Origin of the sequence: Miltoncostaea oceani (genome assembly GCF_018141545.1) — a bacterium.
Taxonomy (GTDB): Bacteria; Actinomycetota; Thermoleophilia; order Miltoncostaeales; family Miltoncostaeaceae; genus Miltoncostaea; species Miltoncostaea oceani.
Window position 1 is genome coordinate 540,695 of record NZ_CP064356.1, and the last position, 12,377, is coordinate 553,071.

A 12,377-nucleotide genomic window follows, 5' to 3' on the forward strand; every position below is an offset into this window, starting at 1 on the left:
TCTCCTGTCGATGTCCTGCCACCGAGGGTAGACCCGTCACCGGCGACCGCGCCGCGTGTTCCCTAACCTCTCCGCGGTGACGCCGATCTCCCGTCTGCTGGCCGCCGGCCGGACGCGCTCGCTGGAGTTCTTCCCGCCGAAGACGCCGGAGGGCGAGGAGAACCTGCGCTCCGCCCTCGCCGAGCTCGCCGGCCTGTCGCCCTCGTTCGCGTCCGTCACCTACGGCGCGCTCGGCAGCACGCGCGACACGACACGCGACCTCGTGATCGGGATGAACCGGGACCTGCCGTTCCCGACGATGGCCCACCTCACCTGCGTCGGCCACTCGCGCGCCGAGATCGCCGCGCTGCTCGACCAGTACGCCGACGGCGGCGTCGCCAACATCCTCGCGCTCGGCGGCGACCCGCCCGCCGACGGCGCCGTCACCGGCGACTTCGCGTACGCCGCGGAGCTGCTCGACGTGGTCCGGGAGCACCGCGGGGACTTCTGCATCGGGGTCGCCGCGCACCCCGAGACGCACCCGCGCTCCCGGAACCGCGCCGAGGACCGCCGCCACCTCGCCGCCAAGCTGTCGCGCGCCGACTTCGCCGTCACCCAGTTCTTCTTCCGCGTCGAGGACTACGAGCGGCTCCGCGACGAGCTCGCCGCCCTCGGTTGCGACCGGCCGGTGGTCCCCGGGGTCATGCCGTTCACCAGCGCCGACGGCCTGCGCCGCATGGCGGGCATGAACCGCACGACGATCCCGCGGGACCTGTCCGACCGCCTCGACCGGGTCGCCGGCGACCCCGCCGCGGTGCGCGCCCTGGGGGTCGAGGTCGCCGTCGACCTCGGGCGCCGCCTCGAGGCCGTGGGCGCCCCGGGGCTGCACCTCTACACCCTCAACCGCGCGGCGTCGGTGCAGGAGGTCTGGAGCGGACTGGACGCCTGACCCGCGGTTTCGGGGCCGGGCCCCGGTGGGCAATGGAGCGCAGCACGAACTCATCCCACCGGACCGGGAGACTCATCCCATGGGCATCATCGCCTTCATCATCCTCGGCCTCATCGCGGGCGTCATCGCGAAGGCCATCATGCCGGGCGCCGACCCGGGTGGCTTCATCGTCACCACGCTCATCGGCATCGCCGGCGCGGTCATCGGCGGCTTCCTCGCCGGCGCGATCTTCGACGCCGACCCGCTCGACGAGTTCTTCGACATCTCGACGTGGCTGACGGCCATCGTCGGCGCGATCATCCTCCTGTTCGTCTACCGCCTCGTCACGGGCAACCGGAGTGGCGTGGGGCGGACCACGTGACGCCCCCCGACCCGCCGGAGATCGACGCCGAGGACGTCGAGGTGATCGAGCACCCCGACGAGGGCTTCGACCCCGACGCCCCGCCGGAGGAGATCGACGCCGAGCAGACGCGGCAGGCGGAGATCGCCGAGCGGCAGAAGGAGTGGGTCAACCCCCGCGAGCAGGTGGGCGGGGAGGACTGAGCACCACGCGGAGGGCCCCCACCGGGGCCCTCCGCCGTTCCGGGGGCGTGCGCGAGGTTGGCGGCGATCCGTCCCCCGGCAGGAAACGCCCCCGTGCCCGTCGCCGTCACCGTCCGGCCGCCGTCGCCGCCCCCATCCGGGCGCGGTCCGGCGCTCACGACGGCGCCGCCGCGCGCCGATCCATTCCCGGGAACACGTCCGTCCCCGGACCCGGAGCGCGCACCATGAAGGGCATCGTCTTCAACCTGCTGGAGGACGCCGTCACGGAGTCCCACGGGCCGGGGACCTGGGACGACCTGCTCGACGAGACGGGCGTCGACGGCGCCTACACCGCCCTGGGCAACTACGACGACGCCGAGCTGGTCGCGCTCGTCGGGGGCGTCTGCCGCCACCAGGACGCGGCGCCCGACGAGGTGCTGCGCGCCTTCGGGCGGCGGGCCCTGCCGGGCCTCGCGGAGCGCTTCCCCGAGTTCTTCACGCCCCACGCCACCGTGAAGCCGTTCCTGCTGACGCTCGACCGGGTCATCCACCGGGAGGTGGTCAAGATCTACCCGGGCGCCCGGCCCCCGCGGATGTCGTTCGAGGACCCCGCCCCCGACGTCCTCGTCATCCGCTACGTCTCCGAGCGGCGGATGTGCGCCTTCGCGGAGGGGATGATCGAGGGCGCGGCCGCGCACTACGACCAGGCCGTCCACCTCGCGCACCGCGAGTGCCTCCGCGACGGCGGGTCGCGCTGCACGATCGTGGCGACGTTCACGTGACCGCCGGCGGCGGCGCGACCGACGCCGGCCGGCTCGAGCGCCGCGCCGCCCGCGAGCGGCGCGCCCGGGCCGCGGCGGAGAGCATCGCCGAGCGGGCCAGACGGCCCTCTACGACGCCCTCGCGGACCTCCGCGACGCCGAGGGGCGCGCCCGGATCGTGGCCGAGACGGCCGCCCGCCTGCTGGAGGGCGCCCTCGACATGGACGCCACCCTCCGCGCCGTCGCCGACGCGGCGCGCCGAGCGCTCGGGGCGGACCGGGCCACCTGCTACGTCCACTCCGAGGACGGCCGCCACATGGCGCGCGTCTTCAGCACCGAGGAGGACCCGCGCCGCCTCGCCCGGCTGACCGCGGTCGAGGGCCGGCGCCGCGAGGACGTCCCGATCTGGCACCTGATGCACGGCGAGCCCGTCGTGATCCCCGACGTCGCGGCGTCCCGGACGCTCCCCCCGGTCCTGCGGGCCGCGCTCCCGCCCGGCGCGATCCTGGGCGTGTGGCTCGAGCACTCCTCCGTCGGCGCCACCGACCGCGACGCGGCGGTGCTCGGATCCCTGTTCGTGTCGTGGAGGGAGCCGCGGGACATCACCCGCCACGACGAGCTGCTGGCGCGGAGCCTCGCGGGCATGGCGAGCATGGCCGTCGCCAACGCGCGCCTGCACGCCGCCACCCTCGAGAGCCTGGCGCAGGCGGAGCGCCGGGCCGCCCGCGACCCGCTGACCGACCTCGCGAACCACCGCGCCTTCCACGACCGCCTCGGCGACGAGGTCGCGCGGGCCGAGCGGCACGGCCGCGCACTGTCGCTCGTGCTGTTCGACCTCGACCGCTTCAAGGCGGTCAACGACGCCCTCGGGCACCAGGTGGGCGACGAGGTGCTCGTCGCCGCCGCGCAGGTGCTGGAGCGGGAGGCCCGCGACGGCGACCTCGTCGCGCGCGTCGGCGGCGAGGAGTTCGCCTGGCTGATGCCGGAGGCGGACGGCCTCGACGCGTGGCAGGCCGCCGAGCGCGCCCGTTCCGCGATCGAGCAGGCGCCGATGCCGGGCGTCGGGGGGATCACCGTGTCGGCCGGCGTCTGCGAGCTGTCGCGCGCCGCCGACGCCGCGGATCTCTACCGGCTCGCCGACGGCGCGCTCTACTGGGCCAAGCACCACGGCCGCAACGTCGTCTTCCACTACTCGCCGGACGTGGTGCGGGCGCTGTCGGCCGAGGACCAGGCGGTGCGCCTCCGGCGCCAGCAGGCGCTGCAGAGCATCCGGATGCTCGCCCGCGCCGTCGATGCCAAGGACTCGTTCACGAGCCGCCACTCGGAGCGCGTCGCCGCGCTCGCCGCGCGGCTCGCGGAGCGCCTCGGGTGGGACACCGAGGACACGGACCGGCTCCGCGAGGCGGGCCTCGTGCACGACGTCGGCAAGCTCGCGATCTCGGACGCGATCCTGTTGAAGGCCGGCCCGCTGACGGACGACGAGTACCGCGACCTGAAGGCGCACGCCGCCCTCGGCTCGGAGATCGTGAGCGAGGTGTTCGACCCCGGTCAGGTCGCCTGGGTCCGCGGCCACCACGAGCGCTGGGACGGGCGCGGCTACCCCGACGGGCTCGGCGAGGGGGAGCTGAGCGACGGCGCCGCGATCCTCGCGATGGCCGACGCCTGGGACGCGATGACCTCGGCGCGCCCCTACCGCGACGCCGGCAGCGCCGACGACGCGTTCGCCGAGTGCCTCCGCGAGCGCGGCGCCCAGTTCGCGCCGTGGGCGGTCGACGCCCTCGCCGCGCTCCGGGCCGACGGGGCGCTCGACCCGGCGCCGCCCCCCGGGGCGGAGGCGCCCTCGCCCCTGACCTGACCCGCCCCGGGGTGTCGCGCGGCGCGCGGGGGTACGGTGGGACCGTGGCCACCCCCGAGATCGCGGTCGTCGGCGCCGGCATCGTCGGCCTGAGCGTGGCGTTCGCGCTGCGGGAGCGCGGGGTCGCGGTGCGCGTCCTCGACCCCGGCACGCCCGGCAACGCCCAGTCGGGCGGCGCCTCGCGGATCTTCCGCCACGCGCACGACGACCCCCGCATGGTCGCCGCCGCCCGGGCGTCGCGGCTCCTCTGGCGGGAGTGGGGGGACCGCCTCGGCATCGAGACCGTGTCCGGCGACGGCGCCGTCGCCATCGGCGACGCCGTCCCCCGGCGGCTCGCCGTGCTCCGCGACGACGGCGGCGTCCCGGCGCGCGCGCTCGACCCCGGTGAGCTCGCGGCGCTGCTCCCCGCCCTCGCCGCCTACGAGGGTCCGGCGATGATCGACGAGGCCGGCGGGTCGATCCGCACCGAGGCGGCCGTCGCGGCCCTGGTGGCGGCGCTCGGCGACGCCGTCGTCGCGGACGAGGTGCTGGCGGTGCGCCCCCGCGACGACGGCCGCGTCGAGGTCGTGGCGGGCGGCGGCCGTCGGACGTACGCGGGCGCGGTCGTCTGCGCCGGCCGCGGCACGGCGCCGCTCGCGCGCGCCGTCGGCGTGGAGCCGCCCGTCGCCCTCGCCGCCCACATCCGCATGACGTTCCCCGTTCGGGGACCGGCCCCGGACCGCCTGCCGTGCCTGCAGGACTCGAGCGGGGCGTTCGGCGAGACGGGGGTCTACGCGGCGGCGCTGCCCGGCAACGGCCTCTACGGCCTCGGCATCGCGGAGACCGTCGCGGCGGGCGCCGACGGCGCCCTCGCCGACGCCGCCGGCCTCGAGGCCCTCGCCGCGCGCACCTGCGCCTACGTCGCCCGGGCCCTGCCCGGACTCGACCCGGAGCCCACCGGCGCCCGCGCGTGCTGGGTGACCGAGCTGCCGTGGGGGCCCGACGGCGTCGCGGTGTGGCCGGCGGGCGGCGCGCTGTTCCTCGCGGGCCACAACCTCTTCAAGCAGGCACCCGGCCTCGGTGTCGCCCTCGCCGACATGGCCACCGGGGCGACGCCGTCACTCGACCTGCGCCCCGCGGCGCGCCTCGGGGCCGCCGCCGGGTGAACCGGTCCCCTACGGGGTGGCGTAGCTCGCGACCTCGATGGTGAGCGTGCCGGTGGTGGGGTCGTCCTCGAACAGGAACTCCCCGCTCTCGGTCTCGCCACCCGACAGGAACGGGAACGACTGCTCGCCCTCGCCGACGACCTCCCCGTCGATCTCGAGGGACGCCACCACCTGCACCTGGTCGGCGGTCTCCCCGCCGTCGTTGCGCACCTCGAACGGCACCCGGTAGGCGCCGCCGCCCACCTCGACCTCACCGGTGGCGCTCGCCACCAGCACGGGCGGCCCCCCCGGGCCGCTGACCCACGACGCCACCACGACGCCGACGACGAGTGCGATCAGGAGGCCGGAGACGGCGAGGGTCCACCGCTCCGCCGTGGTGCGCGGGGGACGCCCCTCCTGCGGCCGCGGCTCCCCCGGCTCCCGTGGCGTGTCGTCGCTCATACCGCGAGCCTCCCGGCGGCGCCGCCGATGGTGGCCGGCAGGCCGAGGACGATGGTGTAGGTCATCCAGGTCTCCCATGACTGGTCGGGACCGATGCGCTGGAAGAACAGGAGCATGAGCGCCGCCACCGCCAGCGAGATGACGTACGCGGCGACCGTCTCCGCGAACGGCCGCTGGAAGAGGCCCTCGTGCTCCTGGCGCCCGGCCTGGTCGCGGAAGCCGGCGGCGAAGACGATGGCGTACGAGATCAGCAGCGACGCCCCGACGATCAGCAGCAGCCACGGGGCGGTGACCGAGTCGGCGATGTCGGGGATCTCGTCGGTGGGGGCGATGCTGAACGCCAGCACGAGGGCGCCGACCGCCGCGGCGCCGGCGTCGGCCAGCGTCCGGCTGATGGCGGGGTCCTCGACGCCGACGTCGTCCGCCAGGTCGCCGCCCCCGTCGTCGTCGGCGTCCTCCCCCTCGACGTGGCGCAGGAGCTGGCGCGAGAGGGCCGCCCCGAACGCGAAGGGGATCGCCTCGAACACCGTGGTGCCGATGGCCTCCGCGAGCGACGTCGTCACCGTGATCTGCCGCAGCAGGATCAGGACCGCGGCCGCGCAGATCAACGCCATCGCGACCATCTCGACGCCGTCGGCGGCGGCGTCGCGCCAGCCCGACGCGCGCGTGTCGCGGAAGCCCGACGTGCGGTTCAGCGCGACGACGACCAGGAACGAGATCGCGAGCGCGCCGAGCACCCAGCGCGGGTGCACCCACGAGCCGTACCACCAGACCTCCATCGTGTAGAGGAGGGGCACGCCGAACAGCAGCCCGCCGGAGGCGCCGCGGACGAGGTCCGCTCCCTCGCGTCGCCAGCCGCCCGATCGGGCGGCGGCGTGGCCGGTGGTCGTCATGCGAGGCGCAGGTTACCCGCGACCGGTTTCCCGAACCCCCGTCAGCCGTCGGCCGGCCGTGTGAGGCGCGTCAGCCGGTGGTCGGGGGTGAAGAGGCGGCGCACCAGGCCCGTCGCGACGACGGTGGTGGCGACGGCCGCCGACCCGAGCACGAGGTACATCACCACGGCCTGCACCAGCACCGCGTCGATCGGCTCCACGCCGGCCAGGATCAACCCGGTCATCGCGCCGGGCAGGAAGACGATCCCGACCGCCTTGGTGGTCTCGATCTGCGGCGACAGGGCCGTCCGGAGGGCGGCGCGGACGTGGGGCCGGGCCGCCTCCCGCGACGGCTGCCCGAGCGCGAGGCGGGCCTCCACCTCCAGCCGCCGGTCGCGCAGCTCCTCCACGATCCGCCGGGCCGCGAGCACCGTCGCGTTCATCGAGTTGCCGATCACGAGGCCCGCGATCGGCACGAGGGTGCGGCCCTCCAGGGGGAACACGCCGAGCCCGAAGACCACCCCGAGCGTGACGACCCCCGTCGCGGCGAACGCCACCACCGTCAGCAGCCACAGGCCGGGGACCTCGGGCGCGCGCCGCCGCGCGACGTCGGCCGCGAACAGCACCATCGCCACGATCCAGAGCCACGACAGGGCGAGCGGGCGGTCCGGGTCGATGACGAGGTCGAGGGCGACGCCGACGAGCAGGAGCTGCACCAGCGCACGCGCCGACGCCCACGCGATGCCGCGCTCCAGGCCGAGGCCGCCGCGCCACGACAGCAGCACCGCGACGGCGACCATCGACAGGGCCGCGAGCACCCCGAGGGCGCCGACGTCACCCTGCACCGCCACCCCCCGGCGGGCCGCTCCACCGGACGCGCCCCGCCTCGAGGCGCACCACCCACGTCGCGAGCCGCGCCGCCTGCGCCAGGTCGTGCGTCACCCACACCACCGGGACGCCGTCGTCCGCCAGCTCCCGCGCGAGCCGCTCCAGGGCGTCGCGGGCGTCGCCGTCGAGGGCGCTGGTCGGCTCGTCCATGAGCAGCACCTCCGGACCGGGCACGAGGGACCGCGCGAGGCAGGCGCGCTGGCTCTCGCCGCCCGACAGCTCCGAGGCGACGCGGTCGAGGAAGGAGGCCGGCAGGTGCGCGCGGCCGAGGGCGGCGCGGAGGTCGGCCTCGGGGACCTCGGGCGCCGCGACCCGCAGGTTGTCGCGGACGGTGCCGCCGAACGGGACGGGCTGCTGGAAGACCATCCCCACGCGCCGCCGGTGCGCGAGCACGTCGCAGCCCGCGAGGTCCGCCCCGCGGAACAGCACCCGCCCCCGCGTCGGGACCTCCAGGAGGTTGCAGAGCCGCAGCAGCGTCGACTTGCCGGATCCGGAGGGGCCGAGCAGGACGGTGACCCCGCCGTCGGGGAGCCGCGCGTCGACCCGGGCGAGCAGCGTCCGCGACCCGTCCTCCACGGCGACCCCCTCGAACGCGAACAGGGGTGTCGTCCCGGTCATCCCGGGGATCATCGCAGCGCGCCGGTGGCCCCGGGGGGAGGTCGGCCCGCGGCCCCCGCGCCCCGATCGGCGGGTCCGATCGATCCCCGCCGCCGCTGTCCCGCGCGCGGCCGAGGTCGTACGGTCGCGGGGCCCCCGCTCGGCCGGTCCGGCGGGCGCGGTGGACGTGACAGCGAGGAGGGGGAGGGTCATGAGCGCCGGCGACATCACCGCGGCGGCCTACGCGGTCGTCCTGTTCACGCTCCTCGTGGGCGTCGTCGCCCTCGGGCTGCGCGCCGTGCGCACCGCGCGGGCGGCCGAGGCGCTGTCGCGGGCGTCCGGGGCGGAGGGCGCGGCGGGCGACTGAGGTCCGTGCGGCGGGGCGCGCGGTCGCGGTCGCGCCCCCGGAGGCCCCTCCCTGACTATGTACGGGAGCACAAAGGGCCCCTCCCACTTCTCTTGCGGAGGCCCAACGCCCCCCGGGCCCCGGGGGCGCAGGATGCCGCCCCATGAGCGACTCGGCGAGCACCCCCACCCCGGCCCCGACGGCGATCCGCATGCTCGGGATCACGAAGCGGTTCGGCGCCCTCACCGCCTGCGACCAGATCGACTTCGAGCTCCGCGAGGGGGAGGTCCACTGCCTCCTCGGCGAGAACGGCGCCGGCAAGACCACCCTCATGAGCATCCTCGTCGGCCTGCTCCGGCCCGACGACGGCCAGCTCGTGGTCAACGGCCACCCGCGTGACCTGGCGTCCCCCCGCGAGGCGCTGGAGGCCGGGATCGGGATGGTCCACCAGCACCTCATGCTCGTCCCCGACTTCACCGTCGCCGAGAACGTCGTGCTCGGCTCGCGCTCCTCCTGGAACCCCCGGCTGCGGCGCGTGGTGATCGAGGAGGAGGTCGCCGCCGTCGCGGAGCGGTCGGGGCTGCAGGTCGACCCCCGCGCACGTGTCCGCGACCTGCCGGTCGATGTGCAGCAGCGCGTCGAGATCCTGAAGCTGCTCTACCGCGGGGCCCGGGTCCTCATCCTCGACGAGCCGACCGCGTCCCTCGGGCCCGCCGGCATCCGCTCCCTCTTCACGGCCCTCGAGGAGCTCCGCGCCCAGGGGCACTCGGCGGTCCTCATCACCCACACGCTCACCGAGGTCTCCGAGGTGGCGGACCGGGTGAGCGTGCTGCGCGGCGGCCGCCTCCAGGGCGTCTTCGCCCGCGGCGCCTACCGGGAGGCCGACATCGCCCGCGCCATGAACGGCGGGGAGATCGTCGCCCTGCCCCGCCAGCGCACCCCCGCCGGCACGGAGCCGGTCCTGCGGGTCGAGGGGCTCGTCGTCGAGGACGACGAGGCGCGCCGCACCGTCGACGGCGTGGACTGACGGTCCACCGGGGGAGAGATGATGGGCCCCGCCGCGCACGACGCCGCCCTCGGCATCCTGGCGGCGTCCTTCGCGTTCGTCGCCCCGTCGGCGGCGGTGCTGGCCGCGCTCTGAGCGTCTCTTCAGTCGGCGGTGGCGTCCGGCGCGGCGAACTGGTGGAGCATGCTGCCCGACGGCGCCGCCTCGCCCCAGAAGGCGTGCTGGGCGTCCCGGCCGCCGAGGCGGTACGCCGTCCGCTGGGGGAACGCCATGGGCTCCCAGACGCCGATGTCGCGGAGCGTCCCGCCGTCGGGTCCCGACGTCAGGAGCAGGTTCGAGACGGCGGGCCCGATGAAGTGGCCGGCGTGGGTGGTGAGCTCCACGACGGCGACCGGCGACTGCCCCGGGGGCACGGCGCCGCCCGCGCCGGCCAGCCCGGCCTCGAGGCGGGCGACGGCGTCCGCCAGGGCCTCCGGGGTGCCCCCGTCCGAGACGCGGGTCGCGGTGACGTAGCCGCGGGTGATGAGGGGGTGCCGCGTGCCGGCGCCCGCGACCACCTCGATCTCGAACGTCTGCCCCGGCAGGCCACCCGTCCGCAGCGGCGTGAAGCGCCCGTGGTCCGAGCCCGACGCGGGCCACCGCTCGGGCGCGGCGATGCGGGAGAGGGTCAGGGGGACGTCGGGCACCGGGACCGGCGGGTAGGACTGCCACACAAGGTCGGCGGGCGGGCCGAGGGGAGGGGTCATCGGGCCGAGCCGCGCCGACCGCAGCCGCACCTCCGGGATGTACGACGCCCGCTCGTCGGGGGTGGCGAAGACGATCCCCCAGCCGGTCCGGGCCGGGTCGTCGTACCCCACGGCGAACCCGGGGCCGAGCATCCGCTCCGCGCCCGCGAGGAGGTCCTCGCGGGTGAGGCGCCCGAACCCGCCCCGCGGGCTCATGCGCCGCCGCCCGAATGCGCGGTGGAAGCGGCGGAGGTCGGTCAGGTGCAGCCGCCGTGCGCCCCTCCGCCACCAGCGCGTCGTGAGGATCGTGAACGCCAGCCGCAGGTCGTCGACCGACCGCTCGTCCGCCGGGCGCGCGTAGTACGCGGCGTTCAGGAAGTCGGTGACCCACGGCGCGGCGTCGGGGGCCGCGGTCGATGTGCCCGCCATGCGGGCGAAGCGGACCGTCCTGCCGACCCACGTTCCGTGTTCGGGCATGCATCGAGTCAAGCAGACCCGCCCCCACCCCGCGCGGCGGCGGCGGGCGGGACCGGTGCGGCGGGGCTAGCCTGCCCCGATGGACACACGACGCCCCTTCGGCCGCAGCCCCCTGCGGCTCTCCACGCTGTGCCTCGGCGGCAACGTCTTCGGCTGGAGCGCCGACGAGGACGCCTCGCTCGCGGTGCTCGACGCCTACGTCGCCGCGGGCGGCAACGTGATCGACTCCGCCGACATCTACTCGGCCTGGGTCCCGGGCAACGCGGGGGGCGAGTCGGAGCGCATCGTCGGCCGCTGGCTCGCGTCGCGGGACGTGCCCGCCGACGTGGTGGTCGCGACGAAGGTCGGCATGGCGGGCGGCCCCGACCAGCCGAAGGGGCTCACCCGCGACGGCATCCTGCGCCGTGTCGAGGCCTCGCTGGAGCGGCTCGGGGTCGACCGGATCGCCCTCTACTACGCCCACGAGGACGACCCGGGCACGCCGCTCGAGGAGACGCTCCGCACCTTCGACGAGCTGGTGCGGCAGGGGGTCGTCGGGACGATCGCCGCGTCCAACTACCCGGTCGGGCGGCTGCGCGAGGCGCTGGAGATCAGCGCCCGCGAGGGCCTCGCCCGCTTCGAGGGGTACCAGCCGCCGCTCAACGTCCTCGACCGCGACGGATACGACGACGAGGTGCGCGCCCTCTGCGCCTCCGAGGGCATCGGGGTCGCCGCCTACTTCGCCCTCGCACGCGGCTTCCTGACGGGCAAGTACCGGCGGGGGGACGCCCTGCCCGACACCCCCCGCGCCGCCGGCGTCTCCCGGAGCTACCTCGACGACCGGGGCTTCGCCGCCCTCGACGCGGTCGAGGCCGTCGCGGCGGCCCACGACGCCACCCCCGCCCAGGTCGCCCTGGCGTGGGTCATCGCCCAGCCGGGCGTCACCTGCGCGATCGCGAGCGCGACGACCGTCGCCCAGGTCCGCGAGCTGGCGGGCGCGATGACGCTGACCCTGGAGCCGGACGAGGTCGCCCGGCTCGACGCCGCCGCCTGAGGTCGGCTACCGGGTCCCGGCGGGGACGTCCGGCGGCCCGGGGACCGCGGCGACGGGGGCGACGTCCGGCAGGCCCCCGACGGCCTCGCACATGAGGCGCTCCCACGCCTCGCCGAGGCCGGCGAGCTGCGCGGAGCCCGCGTCGATGCGGAACTCCGAGACGTCGAGCGCGCCGTCGAGGTACACGCCGACGTCGTACGGCGGCCCCACCGACAGCGTCGCCCGCGCCGTCGTCATCATCGACGCGAGCGCGACCCGGATCGCCGAGGGGACGTCGGCGCCGGCGGAGGCCGCGACCTCGAGCACGAACCGTCCGTACTTGCTCTCGCCGATCTGCAGGAAGGGGCGCTCGCGCGAGGCGCGGATGTAGTTGCCCTCCGCGTAGATCAGCAGCAGGTCGGGGGGCTCACCGGCGATCTGCCCCCCGAGGATGAACGTCGCGGTGCCGCGCGAGCCGCTGGCGCTGAGCGCCTCCCGGTGGCTCGCCGCGACCTCGCGGCTCAGCCGGCCCACGTAGAGCCCCGCCTCGAAGAGGCCCGCGACGCTCGCGAGGCTCTCGCGCCCGTCCCCCGCGGCGAGGTCCCGTGCGATCCGGTCGAGCACCTCGTGGGTCGTCGCGAGGCTCCCGGCCGCCTGGAGTACGAAGACCCGGTCCGGCGCCGGCCGCAGCACGTGCAGCTTGCGGTAGGCGCGGACGTCGTCGAGCCCCGCGTTGGTGCGGGTGTCGGCCATGAAGACGAGCCCCTCGTCCAGGCGCAGGGCCAGGCAGTACGTCATGCGG

The 12,377-nt window shown here is 76.2% G+C and carries 15 protein-coding genes; 9 read left to right on the forward strand and 6 right to left on the reverse strand.

All coding sequences use genetic code 11. From position 1 onward, the window contains the following. Positions 1–76: 76 nt before the first annotated feature. The 6 genes from IU369_RS02670 to IU369_RS02695 all read left to right on the forward strand — a co-directional run bounded on the left by IU369_RS02670 (position 77) and on the right by IU369_RS02695 (position 5,211). Positions 77–928, forward strand: coding sequence for a methylenetetrahydrofolate reductase (locus IU369_RS02670; RefSeq protein ID WP_217923023.1), 852 nt, complete (start codon positions 77–79; stop codon positions 926–928). A gap of 79 nt (positions 929–1,007) precedes the next feature. Further along, positions 1,008–1,289, forward strand: a complete 282-nt coding sequence (locus IU369_RS02675) for a GlsB/YeaQ/YmgE family stress response membrane protein (protein ID WP_217923024.1) — start codon at positions 1,008–1,010, stop codon at positions 1,287–1,289. After that, positions 1,286–1,471: a hypothetical protein gene (locus IU369_RS02680; protein ID WP_217923025.1), complete on the forward strand. Its 186-nt coding sequence runs from the start codon at positions 1,286–1,288 to the stop codon at positions 1,469–1,471. The genes IU369_RS02675 and IU369_RS02680 overlap by 4 nt, the downstream gene beginning before the upstream one ends. 224 nt (positions 1,472–1,695) lie before the next feature. Continuing rightward, positions 1,696–2,232 carry a heme NO-binding domain-containing protein gene (locus IU369_RS02685; protein WP_217923026.1) on the forward strand — a complete coding sequence of 179 codons (537 nt, stop codon included), beginning with the start codon at positions 1,696–1,698 and terminating at the stop codon, positions 2,230–2,232. A gap of 157 nt (positions 2,233–2,389) precedes the next feature. Continuing rightward, a complete protein-coding gene (locus IU369_RS02690) occupies positions 2,390–4,066 on the forward strand; it encodes a bifunctional diguanylate cyclase/phosphohydrolase (protein WP_217923027.1) in 1,677 nt (558 codons plus the stop codon). Positions 4,067–4,110: 44 nt separating this feature from the next. Beyond that, positions 4,111–5,211: an NAD(P)/FAD-dependent oxidoreductase gene (locus IU369_RS02695; protein ID WP_217923028.1), complete on the forward strand. Its 1,101-nt coding sequence runs from the start codon at positions 4,111–4,113 to the stop codon at positions 5,209–5,211. 9 nt (positions 5,212–5,220) lie between these two features. Here the strand turns inward: IU369_RS02695 and IU369_RS02700 are convergent, their stop codons facing one another. From IU369_RS02700 to IU369_RS02715, 4 genes are read right to left on the reverse strand one after another with little or no spacing between them, the layout of a single operon-like run. Beyond that, positions 5,221–5,652 carry a TIGR02588 family protein gene (locus IU369_RS02700; RefSeq protein ID WP_217923029.1) on the reverse strand — a complete coding sequence of 144 codons (432 nt, stop codon included), beginning with the start codon at positions 5,650–5,652 and terminating at the stop codon, positions 5,221–5,223. Next, the gene (locus IU369_RS02705; RefSeq protein ID WP_217923030.1) at positions 5,649–6,545 is read right to left on the reverse strand and encodes a TIGR02587 family membrane protein; all 897 of its coding nucleotides are present in this window, start codon (positions 6,543–6,545) and stop codon (positions 5,649–5,651) included. Before IU369_RS02705 ends, IU369_RS02700 begins: the two co-directional genes overlap by 4 nt. Positions 6,546–6,586: 41 nt before the next feature. Then, positions 6,587–7,369, reverse strand: coding sequence for an ABC transporter permease (locus IU369_RS02710; protein ID WP_217923031.1), 783 nt, complete (start codon positions 7,367–7,369; stop codon positions 6,587–6,589). Continuing rightward, positions 7,359–8,030, reverse strand: a complete 672-nt coding sequence (locus IU369_RS02715; protein WP_217923032.1) for an ABC transporter ATP-binding protein — start codon at positions 8,028–8,030, stop codon at positions 7,359–7,361. The genes IU369_RS02710 and IU369_RS02715 overlap by 11 nt, the downstream gene beginning before the upstream one ends. A gap of 190 nt (positions 8,031–8,220) precedes the next feature. On the opposite strand from IU369_RS02715, the gene IU369_RS02720 reads away from it, so the two are divergent. Together IU369_RS02720 and IU369_RS02725 are read left to right on the forward strand one after the other, a co-directional pair. Continuing rightward, on the forward strand, positions 8,221–8,376 hold the full coding sequence (locus tag IU369_RS02720) for a hypothetical protein (protein WP_217923033.1): 156 nt from the start codon (positions 8,221–8,223) through the stop codon (positions 8,374–8,376). A 142-nt stretch (positions 8,377–8,518) separates the two neighbouring features. Beyond that, positions 8,519–9,382 (forward strand): ATP-binding cassette domain-containing protein, encoded by an 864-nt coding sequence (locus IU369_RS02725; protein WP_217923034.1) that lies wholly within the window; start codon positions 8,519–8,521, stop codon positions 9,380–9,382. Positions 9,383–9,504: 122 nt separating this feature from the next. On the opposite strand, the gene IU369_RS02730 is transcribed toward IU369_RS02725, so the two are convergent. Beyond that, entirely contained in the window at positions 9,505–10,563 is a 1,059-nt protein-coding gene (locus tag IU369_RS02730; protein ID WP_217923035.1) for a hypothetical protein, read from the reverse strand. A gap of 79 nt (positions 10,564–10,642) precedes the next feature. Here IU369_RS02730 and IU369_RS02735 point away from each other — a divergent pair, with 79 nt between their 5' ends. Continuing rightward, the gene (locus IU369_RS02735) at positions 10,643–11,596 is read left to right on the forward strand and encodes an aldo/keto reductase (protein ID WP_217923036.1); all 954 of its coding nucleotides are present in this window, start codon (positions 10,643–10,645) and stop codon (positions 11,594–11,596) included. A 6-nt stretch (positions 11,597–11,602) separates the two neighbouring features. Here IU369_RS02735 and IU369_RS02740 read toward each other — a convergent pair whose 3' ends face one another. Further along, positions 11,603–12,373, reverse strand: a complete 771-nt coding sequence (locus tag IU369_RS02740) for a proteasome-type protease (protein WP_217923037.1) — start codon at positions 12,371–12,373, stop codon at positions 11,603–11,605. Positions 12,374–12,377 lie beyond the last annotated feature (4 nt).